Here is a 21,488-nt window from a genome sequence, read left to right as displayed (position 1 = left end):
TAATTTATCTGAAGGTGTGAGACTCTGCAAAAGCTTAATTTATAGTATAAATACATAATTAATGTCTTTAAAGCAGCAACATAAAAGTTTTATTTTCTTAAAATTTAAAAAAATAGTTAGCAGTATAATAATTGGTTTTGTTTTGATTTTTATGTGTGTAAAAGGCTTGGAATGGTGGATAGAAACCAATTTTCAATCTACACTAAATGCAGATCCTAAACGAGCATATAACATTACTTACAAAGAGTTAGATTTAAGTACTTTTTTTAATGGAATTCAGCTTGAAAATGTTGAAGTTATTCCCTTAGATTTACATAATCAAACAAGCATAAATGCCATATTAAACAATGCGCACTTAGAAGGCTTAAATCTATATGGGCTTTTATTTGAGAAGAGGTTAAGTATTAATAGCATTACATTTATTCAACCCAAGTTTAAAATTAGCCTAAGCCCTGATCGTGTACAAAAAGAAAGCCGAAGAAGTATTCAATCCATGTTTAGTGATGTCTTAACACGAGTAGATATTACAAATTTCAATCTTATCGATGGTTCTGTTTTACTGTCCGAATCTAATTCGAACAGCACAATAGGAAGCATAAGCAATATTAATATCAAAGCCAGTAAGATTAATACAAACTCCTTAAAATTTTCGAACATTATTCCTTTTGAAATGGATAACTTAACTATCAGTTTCGATAGTCTTCATTTTAGTTTGAATGAATTTTCAAACATACATGTAAGTCATTTTCATTATCAATTAAAAGAAAAGGAAGCAAGTTTAAAAGGTATTTCTTTTGAAAATTCTTTGGATTGGTTGAAAGTAAGCCAAGATATTCCATACCAGAAGGATATAATGCAATTTGGTGCAAAAGAAATCAGCATTCATCAATTTGAAACTTCTAGCGAATTTTATTCTCATTTAGATCTTGTTGCTCAAAAAGTTAGCATAGACCAATTCGATTTACAAATAGGAAAAAACAAAAACAGACCACCGCCACCAATCAAAATTAAACCAACATTTCAAGAAATGCTTAAGCTTATTCCATTTAAGATGAAAGTAGATACAATCAACATTTTGAATAGCTCATTAGCATACAGTGAATTAGGTGCCGGTAAAAATCAATATGGCACAATTGATATTCAAAAAATGAATGGTTTTGTTTATGGAGTTACAAACATGCTAGAAAAACAAAATAATTTTGAGCAAATGTTTGCTGAACTAAAAGGCAAATTAATGGGCCAAGCCGATATTGGTTTTAAATTGAATATTCCTTATCAGAGCAATAATTTTAGCGCTACTATAGAAGCTAAAGCCATCGAATTAAGTAAGCTAAACAATATAATTGAACCTTTAGTACATTTAGAAATCGATTCTGGAAAGGCAAATAGAATTCATTATACCATGAATTATAATGGATATTAATCGAACAACCAATTGATTTTAGATTACAAAAATTTACATTTAAAAATTGTAAATGAACATAAAGCAAAGAAAAACAAATTATTAAGCTTTATTCTTCAAGGAGCAATTGAAGAAAATAATTTACCACACGAAAAGAAATATGTTGTAGTAGAATACACCACAGAAAGAAACAATCATCGTTCAATATTCAATTATATTATACAAAGTTTAATTCAAGGTGCAAAAAGAATAATCCCGAAAAAAATTATTCAAAGTCAGCTTCTGTAAGCTTATGTGTTGCCTTAAAATAGTATATAAAAAAGCTACAAATGAATATGAACATTTGTAGCTTTTTTTATTATTCTAAATTCGTTGTGCCTAAATTATTTCACTAAAATTTGGTACCCCCAAGCTGGGTAAATAATAGTATTATCTTTATTAAAAGAATCGGCTTCACCACTCATGTAGTCTGTAAAATCTCCTTCTAATTCTACATTAAACTCAACTTCTGTGTCCGACATATTTGCGATAAAAATAATTTCTTTGTCTTCTTTTAATCGTTTAAAAGCCAATATTTTCTCATCTTCAGTTGTAGCTATTCGTATGTAGTCTGCTGCTTTTTTTGCTCCATTTAAAGCTGGATTTGAAGATTTTAACTGACCTAATTTTTCTAGTAATGGCCACATTTCTCCTTTCTCTTTAGGAATGCTGTCTTTTTCAAAAAACTTTAATCGGTGACTCATATCGTATTCTTGACCACTATAAATTAACGGCATCCCAGGAATGGTGTACGAAAATGCAGTCATTAATTCGGCTGCATCGCCCATGCGTTCTTCAATGGTACCGTTCCAAGAATTTTCGTCGTGGTTAGTAACAAAATTCATTAAGTAGTCGTCTTTTTGGTAAGTAGAATCTATTTTTACCATGTATTCATCCCAGGCTTTTACTGTTTTTTTACCTTGCGCTAGTTCATTTTTTAAATGATGTCCTTCCCAATTGTAACCCATATCGAATGCTTCATGAAACAAATCTTTTTTCTCACTTTCAGCCAACATAAAAACAGGTTTAATTTGCTTTAATTCCTTAACTGTATTTTCCCAAAAGACAGTAGGTACTTCGCCAGCTACATCGCATCGAAAACCGTCGATGTTTTTTTCTTCTACCCAAAATTTCATCTCGTTTTTCATGGCTTCATGCAAATCTGGATTATCGTACTCCAAGTGCGCTGTATCGGTCCAACCCCAAGTTTCACCTGTTTCTTTGTTCATCGGGTCGGTAATTTCTCCAGCTGCATTTTTTACGTAATATTCAGGATGTTCATCAATCCAATGATGATCCCACCCCGTGTGGTTGGCTACCCAATCTAAAATTACATACATATCGTTTTCATGCGCGGTTTCTACTAATTTCTCTAAATCTTGCATACTACCAAATTCTGGGTTTACCGCAGTATAATCTGAAATAGCGTAATAACTTCCTAAATATTTTTTCTTTTCTTCTTCGTCTTCAATATCTTCTACAGAAAGCTCTGGTGTTGCTTTTCGGTTGGTCATCGAAATGGGATAAATCGGCATCAACCAAATTACTTTTACACCTAATTCTTTCAGCTGCGGAATGTCCTTGGTAAAAGCTTCAAAAGTACCTTCAGGTGAATATTGGCGAATATTTGCTTCGTAAATTAGCGCCGATTCTAAAGCTTCATTAGTTACTATTAATTCTTTAGGCTGATCTTGATTTTTAAGTGGTTTTCGGGCTTCTTCTTTTTTCTCATTTGCACAAGATGCCAGTAGCATCATACAAATTGCTGAACTCACTAATTTTCTCATAATTTTCTATATTTAATGTCTAATTAATACTTGTGTTTTTTCTTCGCTAATGGAAATTTTTTTAAGGAATAGTGTATGATTTTCATATTCAAATGAAATAGTTTTTCCATTGACTTGAACAGAAATCGGTCTTTTTTTCCAATTGATAAATTCCAAATGAATTTCATCTAAATCGGTTGTATAATTTTTTTCAACTTGATGTTCAATTTGAAGCTCACTTATTTCGTTAAAATGTTCAATCTTAAAATGAAGCATTTCGTATGCATCATCTTCAAAAGACTTGGCAGTTTTTCCATCATCATTATAAAAACTCCGTTGTGAAGCTTCAACCTTTTCATCAAAATAATACTTAAAGGTAATATTGTTGAATTGATAATCTTCGGTAGTTTGATGAATTTCAGCTAAAGGAATAAATGCACCACCACGAACATATGTGGGAATGGATTCCTTTTGGGTTTGTACATAAGCAAATTGACCGCCTTCATATTTTTCGTGGGTATAAAAATCAAACCAATTGTTTGTTGAAGGAAAATAAACCTTTTTTAGCGTTTGCTTAGCTTCTAAAATAGGAGAAATTAAAAAATCATTTCCCCACAAATAGGTTTTACTAATGCCATACAACAGAAAATTATTAGGTTCTTCCATAAACAAAGGTCGCATAAGCGGTAAAGCTTTGGTTGAATTTTGAAATGCTAAGTGATAATTATAAGGCAGTAATTGATAACGCAACTCAATAGCCTTCTTAGCTAAGTTTTTAGCATCCTTACTTCTAAAAACAGGCTCAGCCGCTACATCTTCTTGTGCGTGTGGACGGTAAATGGGTTGAAAAACGCCATATTGTAACCAACGTACATATAATTCATCATCCAACAAATCGCCAGCAAAACCTCCTAAATCTGAATGCATATAAGCTAAACCTTGCATACCCATTTGCAACGAAATTTCAGGCTGGGATTGCAATCCGCCCCAGGATCGGTTTACATCTCCAGACCAAGGCATCATTCCGTATTTTTGTGCACCTGAGTAGCCTGCTCGCATCAAAATAAAAGGCCGTTCTTTCGGAAATTCATTTTGGTAATTTTCAAAAATTAATTTTGCCCATTCTGTTCCATAAATATTATGGACTTCGTAGGCTTTTTGGTTTCCATAATGCAGTAAATGTTCTGGATGTACTTCCGGTTCGCCTAAGTCGCCCCACCAACCAGTCGCGCCTTGCTTCTTTAATCCTTTATAAATATTCCAAAACCAATTTTTTGCTATCGGATTAAATACATCAATAAGTGCTGTATTTCCAAAAAAGAAATCGTAAGTAGCTGCATTTCCTGTGGAATCTTTTACTAAAACATCGGCTTGTACAGACTCATCCCACCGATTTGAACTGGTTAACATAAACGGTTCAGTAATTAAAACTGTTTTTATACCTTTATCTTTAAAACGCTTCATCATGCGTTCGGGATTGGGAAAAGAATCTTTTTCAAATTTTAAATTCCCCATGGTACCCATTACTTCGTTTCCAAACCAATACAAATCTAAAATTACCGCATCTAAAGGAATTTGCTCTTCCTTAAATTTAGCTACCGTCATTTCTGTTTCTTCTTGTGAATGATAGCCAAATCGACTAGCAAAATTTCCTAAAGTCCAACGGGCTGGCAAAGCTTGTTTTCCTGTTAAATCAGTGTAATTTTCAAGAATTGTTTCCCAATCATCAGCTGCAATTAGCTGAAAACGCTTGGCTCCAGAAGAAGCTTCATAAACAAGTGTATTGTTAAATTGCGAATCTAAATCTAAGCTTCCTGTTGTGGGATTATCAAAATGAAGCAAGTACTTTTTAGATGAAAAAACTATGGGTAAGGAAAAATTCATTTGTTCGGAACGGGTTTCATAACCATAGTGTGCACGGTTGTATAGTGGAAGTTTGTGCCCACGTCGATTCATTCCTAAAGCACGAGCTCCACCGCCCATTAAAATTTCATTTTCATCTACTTTAAAGTCTACTTTAACTTCATCTGTTGAAAATCCATTTTTATGTTTTAGTAATTCTTCTCCTTTATATAAATATCGGATTTCGAAAGGTTGTTTCTGCACCTTAACGCCAATTCCATAAGTAGAAAATTCAAGATTATTTGCAGTTACTTTTGGATCGATTGAAATATTTGATTTAGAAACTTCAACAGCATGCGAACTTTCTATATTCGCAGAAGCTTCTGCTAGAAAACTAACTTGCAAGCTTGCGCTATTTAAGAATTCGAATTGATAAAATCCATCGGATGTTTCAACTAAAACAGTTTGTGCATTTTTTTGTTCAAATGCTTTATATTCAACATTTTGTGCCTTAACTTTAATGAAGGATGAGCTTACTAAAACAAGAACAAATACTAATCTAATATAGATAAATCGCATATCATTTCAGGGTATAAAGCAAATTCTAATGGTACGTGTAATCGTTGATTCCAAGATTGTTCGCTGTGGTCTGTACCATTAAATTTTAGGTTTCTAAATGAACTTTTTTTATAGTTTTTTGAAGCAAATACTTTATTAACTTTATCTTCAAAAGGCGGATACAATTCGTCTAAGGTTTCCGTTCCAAAATCGAAATAAAATTTGTGGTTATTGGGTGCGGTAGGCAGTTTTTCTTCTATATAACTAAAAAATGCTTCAGGAATAGGATTGTTTTTTATAGGCTTTGCACCCGGCCAATGCGTAGACATACAAATCGCCGTGCTAAACAAATTTGGTTTTTCTAAAATAATGTACCAAGAAATTAATCCGCCCATACTAGAGCCCGCAACAGCCCTATCTTTCATATTTTGACTCACATTAAAATTCTTTTGTACTAAAGGCAAAACTTCTGTAGTAACAAAGGCTACGTATGAATCAGAATTAACTTCTTTTCTAAATAATGATTCACTTTTTTCTTGATTTTCTTTTATAACAGCCTGGCGAGTAGAATCTGAAAGCTTTTCCCAGGGTTTTTGCGGAAAATAATCGGTGTGTCGGTCTTCGGTTACACTCCATATACCAACAACAATGGTAGGTTTAATTTTACCTTCCTTCATTAAACGAGAAATCGTTTCATCTACTTTCCATTCTTGTTTGTTCCAAGTAGTTGTAGAGTCGAATAACATTTGTCCGTCGTGCATGTATAATGTGGCGTAAGCAATCGTATCTGAATAATTTTCGGGCAACCAAACGTCTATATTTCTTCGGCTTACAAAATCTGATTCAAAGTTTTCTATTCGAAATAATTTTCCTGAAGAAACAACCGCATTTTTAACTTCTTTAAATTCACTTTGAACTACAGTTGCATATTCAGTTCCTGTTTCAGTTGAAGCTTTTTTATCTTTCCAGGATACCAGCATTAATAACGAAAAGCAGCATAAATAAACGACTTTCATAAGCTTATTTTTTGGTGGTAAATATTGAAATTCCATGTTTGAGTTGCAGTTCTTCACTCCAAATAAAAGAATTATCGGTATGTAAGTTAATAAATTCTTTTCCATTTAAATCCAATTCCTTAAATCGATTTAAATCTACTGTTTTTGAAGTTTCATTTTTGTTTAAAACCAGCATTAAGGTTTCATTTTCATGTTGTCTAAACAAAACGTATAAACCTTCAAAAGGAGCAAAATGAATAGTTTTTCCATCGTGAATTGCTGTTGAATTTTTACGGTAATTGAGTATAGTTTTCAAAAAATCTTTAAAATCCATTTGCGTTTCAGTTAAAGCTTCATTCTTAAAAACATCAACTTCATCTCCAAGCCAACCACCAGGAAAATCGGTTCTTATTAAGCCATGATCGCCAGGTTTTTCTGTATCGTTCATCAAAATTTCTGTTCCATAATATACTTGTGGAATGCGTGGTAAAGTTAGCAACAAGCCCATAGCCATTTTGGTTTTTTCTACATCTTCATTCAATTGTGTGTAGATTCTGCTTTTATCGTGATTATCAGCAAAAATCATAATATCTTTAGGAGAATTGTAGGCAAAATCGTTTGCTAAACCTTCGTATATTTTAACCAATCCATTGTCCCAGGATTCGTCTTCATTTAAGGCATCAACAATATTTTGCTGCATCGGAAAATCCATAGTCGATTTTAAATACGAGCGATATCCATCGTAATTTTGATGTCCATCCTGCCAATAAGCAACTAATAACGGATTATAACTCCACTCTTCACCAACAATGCTAAAATTAGGATATTCCGTCATAATGGCTTTCGCCCAATCCGCCATAAAATGTTTATCGGGATACGGATAGGTATCTTGACGAATACCACCCAAGTGTAAAGTTTCTATCCACCAAATGGAATTTTGTATTATATAAGTTGCCATAAATGGATTTTGCTGATTTAAATCGGGCATGGTTTGCACAAACCACCCTTTTTGCATTTCAGCAGCATCGTATTTAGAAGCATAGCGGTCTTGATTGGTGGTTCTTCGGTGGTTAGAAGTGGGCATTTTTTCGCCAGCTTCAAATTCTTCTTGATAATTCAACCAATTTGAAAACGGTAAATCTTTCATCCACCAATGTTCACTTCCGCAGTGGTTGGCAACCATATCCATGATGAGCCTCATGTTTTTTTGTTGAAGCTTTTTAGCTAAATTCTTGTATTCGGAAAGTGTACCAAATCTAGGATCTACTTTATAGAAATCAGTAATGGCATAACCATGATATGAAGCACTTTTCATATTATTTTCTAACAACGGACTCGGCCAAACGGCAGTAAAACCCATATCCTGAATATAATCCAAATGTTGGGTAATTCCTTCAATATCGCCGCCATGTCGAGCATAATCGTCATTTCTATCAATTTTTGTTTCCAATAAGCTTTCTATCACATCATTTTTAGGATTAGCATTCGCAAATCGATCGGGTGTGATTAGATAAATGGCATCGCTGCTATTAAATCCTTGGATTTCTCTAGCTGGTTTTTCTCTCGACTTGATCTCATACTCAAAACGCAGATTTTTGGTTCCTTTCTTTTTAAAATTGATCTTGAATTTTCCTGCTTTTACTGCATTTGAAATTTGCAAATCGATAAATAAATAGTTGGGACTGTCGGCTTTATGAATTGTATTGATTTTTACCCCTTTGTACTTTATTTCAGGTTGATAGCTTGAAATATTTTCAGCGTACACCATTAATTGTATTTCGTTGAGTTCCATTCCAACCCACCAATTGGGTGGTTCTACTCGAAGCCCTTGGGCTTGAATGTTTGTTATAAAAAGAAAACAAACTATTAATTTATAATTTAATTTGATATTCATAATTTTAATTTTTCTCGCTAAGGCGCAAATTCCTATTTTAATTAATAATCTATGTGTCAAATCTGTTCGTACTTCGAATATGCTCAGCAGAACTATCGAGTGCTCATTGCGTCGGTTCTCGACTTTTTTTTTAGATTTTCTATTCTGAAAATCTAGGAAAACACTACCATTGATGTTTTAAAATTAAAAACAGATTATCAATACGTTGCTTTAAATTCAAGTCCTTCAACCAATGCTCAGGAAGAACTACAGTCGATAGCACTTTGCATCTCGACTCCGCTCGATGTTAAAACAAATTTAAAAACGTCACTTCCTATTAAATAAAATTTTCGTGGGCTCAAACTGTCTATATTTACACACTTACTGCTTCAGCCTTAACTGTTCTCGCTTTGCCATCAACAAAAACTTCGAATTGATCTGCACCTTCTAATTTAAAATCTACTCCAGATTTAGAAACTTGTATGGTTAGAATCTGATTTCTAAAGTTGACTTTAAATGAGTATGAATTCCATTGTGTTGGAATTTTAGGTGCAAAATGCAATTGATTATCTTTTACGCGCATTCCACCAAAACCTTCTACAATGCTCATCCAAGTCCCTGCCATACTCGTAATATGGCAACCTTCTTCTACTTCTTTGTTGTAATCGTCTAAATCTAATCTTGAAGTACGTAAATAAAAATCATAAGCCTGCTCCATTCTGTTTAACTTTGCTGCCTGGATGCTGTGTACACAAGGAGAAAGTGAAGATTCATGAACTGTAAAAGGTTCATAAAAATCGAAGTGTTTCTCCAATTCAGTTTCTGAAAAATGATCTTCAAAAAAGTAAAACCCTTGCAAAGTATCAGCTTGTTTGATGTAAGGTGAACGCAAAATTCTATCCCACGACCAATGTTGATTAATCGGACGTTGTTTAGGCTCTAAATCTTTTACGCGAATCATTTCTTTATCTAAAAAACCGTCTTGTTGCAAATACACATCGTGTTCTTCAGAATAAGGAAAATACATATTAGAGGCTACTAAATGCATCTGCTTTAATTCTTCATCTCTCAACTTTGTTTTTGAAAGTATTCTTTGATAATCTGATGGATAATCATGTTGAAGAATTTGCAGGTTTTCCAACATATATTCCATACACCATTTAGCCATGTAGTTGGTATACCAATTGTTATTTACGTTATTTTCATATTCATTAGGTCCAGTTACACCTAAAATAACCCATTTGTTTTTGTGGGTAGAAAACGTAGCTCGTTGCTGCCAAAAACGAGCAATACCTACTAAAACTTCCATTCCCATTTCTGGAATGTAAGTGTAATCTCCAGTAAAACGATGGTAATTATATATAGCAAATGCAATAGCGCCATTACGATGTATTTCTTCAAAGGTAATTTCCCATTCGTTATGCGATTCTTCACCATTCATAGTTACCATCGGGTACAACGCAGCTCTATTTGTAAAACCTAATTTTTCAGCGTTTTCAATGGCTTTTCCTAAGTGTTTATACCGATACGTTAATAAATTTCTAGCTACTTCTTGATCTTTGGTAGCCATGTAAAATGGAATGCAATAGGCTTCGGTATCCCAATAGGTACTACCTCCATATTTTTCTCCAGTAAATCCTTTAGGTCCGATGTTTAATCGAGCATCTTTCCCCAAATAAGTTTGGTTTAATTGAAATATATTAAAGCGAATGCCTTGTTGTGCTTTTACATCGCCTTCGATAGAAATATCACTCATAGACCAAATATTGGCCCAAGCTTCTTGCTGAAGCTGCAACAACCTATCATAACCTAATTGAGTTCCTTTTTCTAGAACTTTTTTTGCCGCTTCAATTAAATGGTTTTTTTCATGGTTTAATGAAGTAACATAACCTGCATATTTTTGAATACTTAGGGTTTGATTTTTTTCTACTATATGAGTATATTTTAAACTGCTTTGTTTATCTGTTGAAGATTTTTCTGCTGTTGCATCAACTTCTTTTCCATTTAACAAAACTATCGACTCCATAAACGTACAAACATGGTATAAAGTTTTATTGGTATGCGATTCTACGAAAGCTTGTTTGCCATCGTTTTGCACATTAGTGATTTCCCAAAACTTATCATCCCAGTTAGAATCTTGATTGGTAATTCCTGCGTCGATATAAGGTATAAAGCTTATTTCAGCTGATTGATTTAAAGGGGTAACACTAAAATTGATAACTCCTAATTCATCTTGTACTAATGAGAGAAAACGTTTTGCTACAACCTTCAGTTCTATTCCATTAGGAGTGATTGCTGTAAAGGTTCGTTTATGCCAACCTTCTTTCATATTGAGTTCGCGTTGGTAATTTTCTACTTTAGTACAGGTATTTAAATCGAATTCTTCGCCATTTACTAACACACGAATGCCAATCCAATTGGGTGCATTTAGCACTTTGGCAAAATATTCTGGATAACCGTTTTTCCACCAGCCCACTCTTGTTTTATCTGGGTAATAAACGCCAGCGATATAACTTCCTTGAAAGGTTTCGCCTGTATAGGTTTCTTCAAAATTTGCACGTTGTCCCATGGCTCCATTACCAAGACTAAAAAGACTCTCGGAAGACTTTACACGACTTTTGTCGAATCCGTCTTCAATAATAGACCATTCATTGGGAGTGATATAATCTTGATTCATAATAATCGAATTAATAAGTTTAGTTTACTATTTTGATATTTAGTTAATTCACTTATAAAAACCACTAATTAGTTGTTTTCATTGTGTTTAGAATTTCATTAAAGTGAGCATCAGTTATCTGAGAAAAGTCTTTAAAAATAAAATTGGCTTTTTGTAACACCTCTTGATCTCCTATACCAACGCTCACCATATTGGCATTATTTGCAGCATCTATTCCTGCAATAGAATCTTCAAAAACAACACAATTTTGGTATTCTACTCCTAATAAATTGGCTGCTTTTATAAAAACTTCAGGATTGGGTTTAGCTTTGCTTACTTCGTTACCATCTACAATAGCATCAAAATAAGAAAGTAGGTCTACACGCTCTAAAATAGTTTTAGCATTTTTACTTGCCGAACCTAAAGCAATAGGATATGCTTCCTTTTTTAGTATTTTTAAACGTTTTAAAACTCCTGGTAAAATTTCAGAATGATCCATTTGGTCTACAAAACCTAAATATTCTTTATTTTTTTGGTGAAGCAAACTCTCAAAGCGTTCTTCTGAAATGCTTTTCTTTCCCCAAGACAAAATCTTTTTTAAAGATTCAACTCGACTTACTCCTTTTAGCTGTTCATTTTGCTTTTTATTAAAATGAATATCTAAACTTTCGGCTAAATTTTTCCAAGCCAAAAAATGATATTTAGCTGTGTCGACAATTACACCGTCTAAGTCGAAAATAATTCCTTTGTTTTGCATTTAAATTGTTTGTTATGTTGTTTTTACGTCGTCTACATCTTTTACCTTCAAAACCAAAAAAGCAGCTATAATCATACTTACACCAGATAGCATGAGTGCAAAAATAGCTTGGTTTCCATAAGCGTATTTTACTAGTGGCCCACCAATTATTCCATTAAAAATTTGTGGAAGCACAATAAAAAAATTGAAAATCCCCATATACACACCAATTTTCTTTGGGTTTAAAGCTCCAGCAAGAATAGCATAAGGCATGGACAAAATACTTGCCCAAGCTATACCTATACCAATCATAGGAAGTAGTAACCAATACCGATCGGGCATGATATAAATGGATAAAAAACTAATTCCACCGATTAGTAACGCATATAAATGAGTCTTTTTTCTACCCAATTTATTGGCTACTTTATGTAAAGAAAGTGCTACAGGTATAGATACTAAATTGTACACTCCAAATAAAATACCTACCCAATCTCCAGCCTGATTAAACTGTTCACTAGAAGAGTCGGTGTGCGGAAGACCATAAAAATGCTGTGCCAAAGCTGGTGTAGAAAAAACCCACATTCCAAATAAAGCAAACCAAGAGAAAAATTGAACCCAGCTCAACTGCTTCATGGTTTCCGGCATTTTTAAAAAATCAGAAAAAATGTCCGTAAGTTTTGCTTTTTCTTTTGGTTCTGATACTTCAATTTGGTCTACTTCTTTCAATTTTGCTTTTTCAATAAGCGCTAATTCTTCTGGAGAATATTCTTTGGTATTAAAAATTGTTACTAAAATTGAAACAACCAATACTAAAGCGCCTATTATAAAAGACCACACTAAATTAAGTGGAACTGTTCCATCTTCTGCTCTATTACTAATTTCGAAATACTCAGAAAGTACGTAAGGCAACCATGAGCCCAAAACGGCTCCTATGCCAATTAAAATGGTTTGAGAGGTAAAGCCTAAAGTACGTTGTTCTTTGTTTAGCACATCAGCAACAAGTGCACGAAATGGCTCCATAGAAATGTTGAATGAAATATCCATAATCATCAACATTCCAGTCCCGACCCAAAGTGCAGGCAAAAAAGCTATAAAAAGATCGGCTTGCGGTAGGAGAATTAAACCCACTGATGCTAAAATTGCACCAGCTAAAAAAAAAGGTTTTCTTCTTCCTAATTTGGTCCAAGTGTTATCGCTGTAATGACCAACTATTGGCTGAACTATTAAACCTGTAATTGGGGCGATTAACCAAAACCAAGAAAGCTGGTGTACTTCGGCTCCAAATGTCTGTAAAATCCGGCTTGCAAAACCATTTTGCAAAGCAAAACCCATTTGTATACCGAGGAAGCCAAAACTCAAATAAATGATTTCGGATGTAGAAAGTCTACGTTTTTGCATATCGTTTAATTTACATGAATAAACGATAAGCTTTTCTATATAAAAAACTTATCAGGTGGAAGTAAGAGTATAAGTTTTTATATTTCAGTTACAAATATATTCGAATTTCTTAAATATTAATATGCTATGCTAATAAATTTTTAAGTTTTAGCAACTATTACGTTGTATGTTATTATTTTATAAAATACCTGATTTTAAAAACCCAATTTATAACTGGTAGGTACTGGTTGGTATTAAATATTTTTTATAACATTGTATTTCCTAAAATTATTTAGTTTATGAAACTATTCTTTCTAAATACAATTTTTTATGTATCAAGTATATTTACAATTGTAATGCTATCGGTTTCCTGTAGCGACTCTTCTAATAATATAGAAAACACTGTAGAGCAACCAGATATTCCTTTTTACAAAGGAGCTGATTTATCTTACCTAAACGAAATGCTAGATTGCGGAGCAGTGTATAAAGATTATGCAAATCAAATTAAAAATCCCTACACTATTTTTAAGGATGCTGGAGCTAATTTAGTGCGTTTTAGGTTGTGGCATAACCCCGAATGGACCAACTACTCCAACTTACAAGATGTAAAACTTGGAATAGAAAAAGCCAAACAAAATAATTTAAAAGTATTGTTAGATTTCCATTATTCCGATACTTGGGCCGACCCTGAACACCAACAAATACCATCTGCATGGCTGGAACATCTAAATAACACTGAAGTTCTTGGAGATTCGCTTTACAATTACACATTGTTTACTCTTCAAGATTTAGCCAGTGAAAATTTAACTCCCGATTTGGTGCAAGTAGGAAATGAGATTAATTCTATGATTTTACAGGATGGTGAACTAGAATGGCCTATAGATTGGGAACGCAATTCTTTTTTAATTAACAAAGGAATAAAGGCTGTTCGCGATTTTTCTGAAACTCAAAACCAAGACATTGAAGTAATGCTTCACATTGCGCAACCCGAAAATGCATTGTGGTGGTTTGAGCAAGCTACAAATAATGGAATAACCGATTATGATTGGATTGGACTTTCTTACTACCCAAAGTGGTCTACATACAATTTAAATAATGTTGGAGAAGTCTTCTCAACACTTATCAATTCCTACAATAAAAAATTAATGGTAGTTGAAACAGCCTATCCTTATACTTTAGAAGATGCTGATGAAGCTAGAAATATTCAAGGCAGTGATGCCTTAATTGAAGGTTATCCAGCAACAGAACAGGGACAATTAAATTACCTCAACGACTTAACTCAAAGCATATATAATGCAGGTGGCAAAGGGATTGTATATTGGGAACCAGCATGGATTTCTACTCCTTGTTTTACACTTTGGGGCCAAGGTTCGCATTGGGATAACGCCACTTTATTTGACCATGAAAATAAAGCGAATTTGGGGATGCAGTTTTACAGCTTAAATCTGAATAATTAATATGAAATTCTACTTTTTTACCCTTTCTGCTTTGTTTTTTTTAACAACGAGTTGTGTTGAAAAAACTGAGAGCTTTACCAGAGAAACTATTGTTTTAAAAAAAGACTGGAGATTTAGCAAAGGAAGTCATCCCGATGCAATTCATAAAAGTTTCGATGATAGCCAGTGGGAAAAAGTAAATATACCGCACGACTGGGCAATTTATGGACCATTTAATAAGGAAATCGATAAACAAGAAGTAGCTATTGCGCAAAACAATGAAACTACAGCTACTGAGAAAACAGGACGTACTGGAGCATTACCCTATATTGGTGAAGCTTGGTATCGAAATGAATTTACTTTACCTAATTTAAACAAAAACAAAAAAATACTCATTCAATTTGATGGTGCAATGAGTGAACCCGAAGTGTTTATTAACGGTGAAAAAGTTGGCGAATGGAAATATGGTTATGCCTATTTTTATTTTGACATAACCGAATATGTGCATAAAGAAAACAATACAATTAGTGTAAAAATTAACAATAGAGAAAAATCTTCTCGCTGGTATCCAGGTGCTGGCTTGTATAGAAATGTACACCTAATTGTAAAAGAAAAAGAAAGCATTGCCCACTGGGGAACATTTATAACCACACCATTAATAACTAAAGAAGAAGCCAAAATTAATATTAAAACTAAAGTTAATGGTGAACAAATAAAATTAGTTACTAAAATTTATGATGCTGATGGAATCGAAATTGCAAGACAAGAAGCAACTCAAATGTTCAGTAATGAATTCGATCAAAATATATCAGTTTCAGACCCTAACTTGTGGAGTCCAGATTCTCCTTATTTATATACTGCAAAGATTCAATTATACGCCAATAATGAACTGAAAGATGAAACTACATCTCGATTTGGTATTCGTAGCATTGATTTTAGTGCTGAAAATGGATTTAGGCTCAATGGCAAAAAAACAAAATTTAAAGGCGTTTGTTTACATCACGATTTAGGTCCTTTGGGTGCCGCTGTAAATAAATCTGCCTTACGCAGACAACTAAGAATTTTGAAAGATTTAGGTGTAAATGCTATTCGTAGTTCGCACAATATGCCATCTATAGAACAATTAGAATTATGTAATGAAATGGGTTTTCTTTTTTTAGCAGAAAGTTTTGATGAATGGAAAGTTCCAAAAGTAAAAAATGGATACAATTTATATTTTGATGATTATGCCGAAAAAGATATTGTAAATTTAGTGCACGCCACGCGAAATCATCCATCTATTGTTATGTGGAGTTCAGGTAACGAAGTTCCCGACCAATGGGGCAACGAAGGTGTAAAACGGGCTAAATGGCTACAAGATATTTTTCATCGTGAAGACCCTACTCGACCTGTAACTGTTGGTATGGATCAAGTTGAAGCTGTAATGCAGAATGGCTTTGGTGCCATTATGGATATTCCTGGCTTAAATTATCGAGTACACTTATATGAAGATGCTTACAAAAAATTTCCACAAGGATTTATTCTGGGTTCCGAAACCGCTTCAACCGTGAGTTCTCGTGGAATTTATAAATTTCCTGTAGAAAAAGCGAGTATGAAACAATACGAAGATTTTCAATCTTCTTCTTACGATATGGAATATTGCAGTTGGTCTAATTTACCCGATGAAGATTTTATACTGCAAGATGACAAAGACTGGGTTTTAGGCGAATTTGTTTGGACGGGATTTGATTATTTAGGCGAACCTACACCATACGATGAAGCTTGGCCAAGTAGAAGTTCGTATTTTGGAATTAGCGATTTAGCAGGCTTACCTAAAGACCGTTATTATTTATACCGAAGCCGATGGAACACCAAAGATGAAACCCTTCATATTTTACCCCATTGGAATTGGGAAGGACGCGAAGGCGAAACAACGCCTGTTTTTGTTTATACGAGTTACGACCAAGCCGAATTGTTTGTAAATGGAAAAAGCCAGGGCATTCGTAAAAAAACTAAAAATGGAACACCACAAGAACGCTACCGACTTATGTGGATGGATGTAAAATATGAGCCGGGCACATTAAAAGTAGTTGCCTTAGATGAAGCTGGAAATCCAGTTGCTGAAAAAGTGGTTAAAACTGCGGGAAAACCGCATCAATTGGCGTTAAGGCCAGAAACCATGAGTTTAAAAGCCAATGGAGAAGATTTAATGTTTGTTGAAGTTTCTGTAGTAGATAAAAATGGAATTCCCTGCCCAACAGCACAACATCAATTAAACTTTGAAGTAACTGGAAAAGGAAGTTTTAGAGCTGTATGCAACGGCAATCCAACATCGTTAGAATTATTTCACTTACCCAGCATGAAATTATTCAATGGAAAATTAGTGGTATTAATTCAATCTTCTGAAGAAGTTGGAGCAATTACACTAAAAGTAACTGGTGAAAACTTACTCAGCCAATCGGTTACTATAAATTCTATTCAAGAATAATTCACCTTCAAAAAAATGAGCAATAATAACTACTTTGTAGTATCGCGTTCAACAATAGCCGTATTTACTACTACCGTTTGATAACTTTCAGTTTCTTCATCTTGTTTTTCTAGACGTTCAATAAGTAAACGTGCAGCTTCTTCTCCCATTTCAAAACCGTGTTGACTAACGGTTGTAAGCGGCGGATAGGCGTGCTGAGATAAAACTCCATCGGTAAAACCAATAAATTGAATATCTTCAGGAATAGATTTACCCATTTTTCGTGCTATTTTCATAGCAGTAATGGCATAAATTTCATTAACCGCAAAAACACCATCTAAGTCAGGATTTGTTTTAAAGTAAGTTTGGATTTGTTTTTCAAGTGCTTCATGTTCGTTAGCCGCATGAAATTCATCATCAATTTTCAAAATAGCATTAAAATCGACACTAATATCGTTATGATTTAAAGCTTCCATATAGCCACGAGTTCTTAATTTACCAACACTAACATAGTCCATAGTGCTAATAATCCCTATTTTTTTACATCCTGAGTTAATCAATTGCTGAACAGCTTTTTTTGAAGTAGCTACATCATCAACAATTACTTTATCGCAGGGTATTTCATCAATAACACGATCGAACATAACAATAGGTATGCCCTGATCAATAGTTTCTGCAATATGGTGAAAGTCTTCTTTGGCAAGTGTTTCTTTAGCAACACTCAAAATAAAACCATCTATACTACCGTTAGCAAGCATATCAAGGTTTATTACTTCCTTATCAAAAGATTCATTCGAAAGTCCTACAATTACGTTGTAACCTTGCTCATTAGCAAATTTTTCAATACCTGAAATAACAGTTGTAAAAAAATGATGAACTATTTCAGGAATAATTACACCTAGTGTTTTTGTTTTTTTGTTCTTTAGGCTTAAAGCAATATTATTTGGTCTATAGTTATATAAACGTGCAAATGCCTTTACACGTTCTTTGGTTTTTTCACCGATTTCTTTACTATCTCTTAAAGCTTTTGAAACTGTAGAAACAGAAACGTCTAGTTCTTTGGCAATTACTTTTAAGGTGGGTTTTTGTTTCATAGGGTAAAAAATATCGTTAACAAATTTACTGAATTTAAAAGCAAATATCCTATAAATTCAAAATTTAGCAGTGTTTATTTAAAATTCAATTTTGTATTAAATATTTTTTCTGTCTGCAACAAAAATCGATACTTGTTTAAAGTTCCACGAAAATTTTACGAAAAACCGATAAAAAATAGCTTAATCTTGTTAAATAAAGAAACTTGTCAACACGAAAACGTTTTAGTAGTTCATATAATTATTATGTTAACAAAGCTTTGTATAATTTTACAAACGGAAGTAAAAGTATAACCAAAACGTAACATTAATTTATAATCTATGCAAACACTAAAACGATTAAGTCTGTTACTTATGTTATTACCGATAAGTATCTTTGCCCAAAACCAAGTTTCGGGAGTGGTTACAGACAATACTGGAATACCCATTCCAGGTGTTGAAGTAACTATTGTAGATACTGACCGTGGTACAAGTACAGATTTTGATGGAAAATTTACTTTAGAAGTAAATAATGGAGAAACCATTAAAATAGCTTACTTAGGCTATAAAACCCAACGTATTTCTTATACGAGTCAAACTAAATTAGAAATTACTCTTCAACCAGACCAAGACGTTTTAGAAGAAGTAGTACTAGTTGGTTATGGTTCTTCTCGAAAGAAAGATATCACCGGCTCTGTATCTTCTTTGAGTGAAAAAGATTTCACTAAAGGGAATATTATTAGTTCTACCGACTTATTACAAGGTAGAGCTGCTGGAGTAAATATTACTACTGGCGGTGGAGCACCTGGATCGCCAGCTGCTATACGAATTCGTGGTGGTGGTTCACTTGGTGCAAGTAACGATCCGCTTATTGTAATCGATGGATTACCCTTAGAAAATGTTGCTCCGGGTGGTGCGCGTTCAATTTTATCGACCATAAACCCTAGCGATATTGAGTCTTTTACCGTATTAAAAGATGCTTCAGCTGCTGCAATTTATGGTAACCGTGCTTCGGCTGGTGTAATTATTATCGAAACCAAAAAAGGTTCTAAAGAATTTCAAGTAGATTACAATTATGCTGCTGGTGTATATACTCGTTTTAACGAAGTAGATGTATTTAATGCTAGAGATTTCAGACAACTAATTACAGAAAGAAGACCTGATGATGTAAATAAACTTGGTAATGCAAATACCAATTGGCAAGATGAAATTTACAGAACAGCACTTTCAACAGACCACAACATCTCTATTCGTGGAAATATCTTAAATAGAATCCCCACAAGAGTTTCGGTTGGGTATTTAGAGCAAGATGGATTGCGTTTAACTTCAGAATATCAAAGAACAAACGCTTCAGTTGCTTTAAACCCTACATTTTTTAAAGATCATTTACGCATCAATTTAAACGCTAATTTTTCACAAGAAAAAAACCGTTTTGCACCTGCTGTAGAAGGAGCTGCTTTGCGTTTTGATCCTACAAGGCCTGTTAGAGACCCAAATTCTCCATTTGGTGGATTTTTTGAATACTTCGATGATGGTTCAGGTACTCCAGTACCCGAATTAACAGTTAGAAACCCTGTTGCAACCTTATTACAACGCAATGATCGTACAGAAACAAATCGCTATTATGGTAACCTAAATTTAGATTACAGATTTCATTTTTTACCCGAAATGAAAGCTGTTGTAAACTTAGGACTTGATGTAGCGGAAGGTTCAGGAAGAAATATATTATCTCCAGAAAGTGCACAAGGTTATAATTCAGAAAATGAATTAGTAGGTTCTGAAGGATTTTTTGAAAACACAAGAAGAAACTATTTAGCAGATGGTTACTTAAACTACAAAAAAGACTTATTTAAAGACTTTAATGCAGACTTTACGGTAGGTTATTCTTACCAACGTTTTGAAGACGATGGTTTTAGTGTAGCTAACTTAAGAGATCCACAATTTAACGACCGAGTTGAGACAGCTAGTATAGATTTAGTTTTAGTTGCATATTTTGCTAGAGCCGTATTTAATTATGAAGATAAATATGTGCTTACATCTACATACAGAAGAGATGGTTCTTCTCGATTTAGCGACGAAAACCGTTGGGGAGATTTCTTCTCAGGTGCTTTTGCTTGGAACATTATGGAAGAAGATTTTATGTCTAACCAAACCACTTTCGATAATTTAAAATTAAGAGCAGGTGTTGGACAAACGGGACAACAGGAAATTGGACCAAGAGGGATTTATTTAGCTAACTACGATGTAGCTAGAAATGTTGACCAATCTAATTATATGTTTGGCAATACACCAATTGTTCCTGGTTTACCTACAGGTAGAAACACAAAAGCACAATGGGAAACTGCTACTACATATAACGTAGGTATAGATTTCGCCTTTTTCAACAACAGATTATCAGGATCGGTTGATGTGTATCACAGAGAAACAGAAGACCTATATGTATTTGCAGGTGTTCCAGATGGGGCTAACTTTAGTAACTTCTTCGACCAAAACAATGGTACCCTAGAAACACAGGGTTTGGAAATTGAACTTGGTGGAATAATTTTTGATGCAGAAGGCAATAAAGATAAGTTTGATTGGAGTTTAAACTACAACATAACTTTTATGGATCAAGAAATTACATCCTTAGCCAATGGAGAATCGATAAGAACTGGAGGAATTGGTGGTGGCACTGGCGGAACTATACAGTTGCAACAAGTAGGTGCTGCTCCAAACGCTTTTCACGTTTTTAATCAAATCTACGATGCAAATGGCAACCCTATTGAAGGTGCTTATGCCGACTTGGACGGAGATAATGTAATTACAGAAAATGATCGTTATTTATACAGAAACCCTATGCCGGATATAACAATGGGGCTCCAATCTACTATGAGTTACAAAAATTTTGACTTTACATTTAACTTAAGAGCTAGTTTAGGAAACTATAACTACAATAATGTAAATTCTGCTAATGCACAATACAATTTATTACAACAGCAATCTACAATAGGCAATATTCCAAGAAGTGTGTTAGATACAAACTTTAATTTTACAGAAAACGTAATTTTTTCTGATATATATATAGAAGATGCATCCTTCTTACGAATGGACAATATTCAATTAGGTTACACTTTTGAAAACTTCTTTCAGAAAGGAAATAACTTTAGAGTTTATGCAGGTGTACAAAATGCGTTTATTATAACCGATTATTCTGGTTTAGATCCAGAAATATTTGGAGGAATCGATAATACCATCTATCCAAGACCAAGAACTTTCTTGGTGGGAGCAAATGTGAATTTTTAAAAATAAAACT

The 21,488-nt window shown here is 33.7% G+C and carries 13 protein-coding genes; 5 read left to right on the top strand and 8 right to left on the bottom strand.

Features of this window, described 5'->3' with window-relative positions:
- Window positions 1-61 precede the first annotated feature (61 nt).
- Entirely contained in the window at window positions 62-1,423 is a 1,362-nt protein-coding gene (locus IEV63_RS12160) for a hypothetical protein (protein WP_188407089.1), read from the top strand.
- 12 nt (window positions 1,424-1,435) lie between these two features.
- On the top strand, window positions 1,436-1,690 hold the full coding sequence (locus IEV63_RS12155; protein WP_188407088.1) for a hypothetical protein: 255 nt from the start codon (window positions 1,436-1,438) through the stop codon (window positions 1,688-1,690).
- A 95-nt stretch (window positions 1,691-1,785) separates the two neighbouring features.
- Here IEV63_RS12155 and IEV63_RS12150 read toward each other — a convergent pair whose 3' ends face one another.
- The 7 genes from IEV63_RS12150 to IEV63_RS12120 form a co-directional block, all read right to left on the bottom strand.
- Window positions 1,786-3,228, bottom strand: coding sequence for an alpha-amylase family glycosyl hydrolase (locus tag IEV63_RS12150; RefSeq protein ID WP_188407087.1), 1,443 nt, complete (start codon window positions 3,226-3,228; stop codon window positions 1,786-1,788).
- A gap of 12 nt (window positions 3,229-3,240) precedes the next feature.
- A complete protein-coding gene (locus tag IEV63_RS12145) occupies window positions 3,241-5,628 on the bottom strand; it encodes a TIM-barrel domain-containing protein (RefSeq protein ID WP_188407086.1) in 2,388 nt (795 codons plus the stop codon).
- Window positions 5,604-6,623 carry an alpha/beta hydrolase gene (locus IEV63_RS12140; protein WP_188407085.1) on the bottom strand — a complete coding sequence of 340 codons (1,020 nt, stop codon included), beginning with the start codon at window positions 6,621-6,623 and terminating at the stop codon, window positions 5,604-5,606. Before IEV63_RS12140 ends, IEV63_RS12145 begins: the two co-directional genes overlap by 25 nt.
- Window positions 6,624-6,627: 4 nt before the next feature.
- Entirely contained in the window at window positions 6,628-8,496 is a 1,869-nt protein-coding gene (locus IEV63_RS12135) for a glycoside hydrolase family 13 protein (protein ID WP_188407084.1), read from the bottom strand.
- Window positions 8,497-8,848: 352 nt separating this feature from the next.
- Entirely contained in the window at window positions 8,849-11,152 is a 2,304-nt protein-coding gene (gene mdxK, locus IEV63_RS12130) for a maltose phosphorylase MdxK (RefSeq protein ID WP_188407083.1), read from the bottom strand.
- A gap of 64 nt (window positions 11,153-11,216) precedes the next feature.
- The gene (gene pgmB, locus IEV63_RS12125; RefSeq protein ID WP_188407082.1) at window positions 11,217-11,888 is read right to left on the bottom strand and encodes a beta-phosphoglucomutase; all 672 of its coding nucleotides are present in this window, start codon (window positions 11,886-11,888) and stop codon (window positions 11,217-11,219) included.
- 12 nt (window positions 11,889-11,900) lie between these two features.
- Window positions 11,901-13,265, bottom strand: a complete 1,365-nt coding sequence (locus IEV63_RS12120; RefSeq protein ID WP_188407081.1) for an MFS transporter — start codon at window positions 13,263-13,265, stop codon at window positions 11,901-11,903.
- A 278-nt stretch (window positions 13,266-13,543) separates the two neighbouring features.
- Between IEV63_RS12120 and IEV63_RS12115 the strand changes: the two genes are divergently transcribed.
- Complete coding sequence (locus tag IEV63_RS12115) at window positions 13,544-14,701, top strand: glycoside hydrolase family 53 protein (RefSeq protein WP_188407080.1); 1,158 nt, start codon at window positions 13,544-13,546, stop codon at window positions 14,699-14,701.
- Window position 14,702: 1 nt separating this feature from the next.
- On the top strand, window positions 14,703-17,147 hold the full coding sequence (locus tag IEV63_RS12110; protein ID WP_188407079.1) for a glycoside hydrolase family 2 TIM barrel-domain containing protein: 2,445 nt from the start codon (window positions 14,703-14,705) through the stop codon (window positions 17,145-17,147).
- Window positions 17,148-17,176: 29 nt separating this feature from the next.
- Here the strand turns inward: IEV63_RS12110 and IEV63_RS12105 are convergent, their stop codons facing one another.
- A complete protein-coding gene (locus IEV63_RS12105) occupies window positions 17,177-18,220 on the bottom strand; it encodes a LacI family DNA-binding transcriptional regulator (RefSeq protein ID WP_188407078.1) in 1,044 nt (347 codons plus the stop codon).
- A gap of 318 nt (window positions 18,221-18,538) precedes the next feature.
- Here IEV63_RS12105 and IEV63_RS12100 point away from each other — a divergent pair, with 318 nt between their 5' ends.
- Window positions 18,539-21,478, top strand: coding sequence for a SusC/RagA family TonB-linked outer membrane protein (locus IEV63_RS12100; protein ID WP_188407077.1), 2,940 nt, complete (start codon window positions 18,539-18,541; stop codon window positions 21,476-21,478).
- Window positions 21,479-21,488 lie beyond the last annotated feature (10 nt).

Source organism: Psychroflexus salis (assembly GCF_014640175.1).
Lineage (GTDB): Bacteria > Bacteroidota > Bacteroidia > Flavobacteriales > Flavobacteriaceae > Psychroflexus > Psychroflexus salis.
The sequence above is the reverse complement of the archived record's forward strand: the minus strand, read 5'-3'. Positions and strand labels throughout refer to the sequence as shown.

What these genes read in the sequence shown, in the direction of transcription:
- IEV63_RS12110 (WP_188407079.1), top strand. Translation starts at nt 14,703, where the DNA reads ATGAAATTCTACTTTTTTACCCTTTCTGCTTTGTTTTTTTTAACAACG.
- IEV63_RS12115 (WP_188407080.1), top strand. Translation starts at nt 13,544, where the DNA reads ATGAAACTATTCTTTCTAAATACAATTTTTTATGTATCAAGTATATTT.
- pgmB (WP_188407082.1), bottom strand. Translation starts at nt 11,888, where the DNA reads ATGCAAAACAAAGGAATTATTTTCGACTTAGACGGTGTAATTGTCGAC.
- IEV63_RS12105 (WP_188407078.1), bottom strand. Translation starts at nt 18,220, where the DNA reads ATGAAACAAAAACCCACCTTAAAAGTAATTGCCAAAGAACTAGACGTT.
- IEV63_RS12140 (WP_188407085.1), bottom strand. Translation starts at nt 6,623, where the DNA reads ATGAAAGTCGTTTATTTATGCTGCTTTTCGTTATTAATGCTGGTATCC.
- IEV63_RS12135 (WP_188407084.1), bottom strand. Translation starts at nt 8,496, where the DNA reads ATGAATATCAAATTAAATTATAAATTAATAGTTTGTTTTCTTTTTATA.
- IEV63_RS12120 (WP_188407081.1), bottom strand. Translation starts at nt 13,265, where the DNA reads ATGCAAAAACGTAGACTTTCTACATCCGAAATCATTTATTTGAGTTTT.
- IEV63_RS12100 (WP_188407077.1), top strand. Translation starts at nt 18,539, where the DNA reads ATGCAAACACTAAAACGATTAAGTCTGTTACTTATGTTATTACCGATA.
- mdxK (WP_188407083.1), bottom strand. Translation starts at nt 11,152, where the DNA reads ATGAATCAAGATTATATCACTCCCAATGAATGGTCTATTATTGAAGAC.
- IEV63_RS12150 (WP_188407087.1), bottom strand. Translation starts at nt 3,228, where the DNA reads ATGAGAAAATTAGTGAGTTCAGCAATTTGTATGATGCTACTGGCATCT.
- IEV63_RS12145 (WP_188407086.1), bottom strand. Translation starts at nt 5,628, where the DNA reads ATGCGATTTATCTATATTAGATTAGTATTTGTTCTTGTTTTAGTAAGC.
- IEV63_RS12160 (WP_188407089.1), top strand. Translation starts at nt 62, where the DNA reads ATGTCTTTAAAGCAGCAACATAAAAGTTTTATTTTCTTAAAATTTAAA.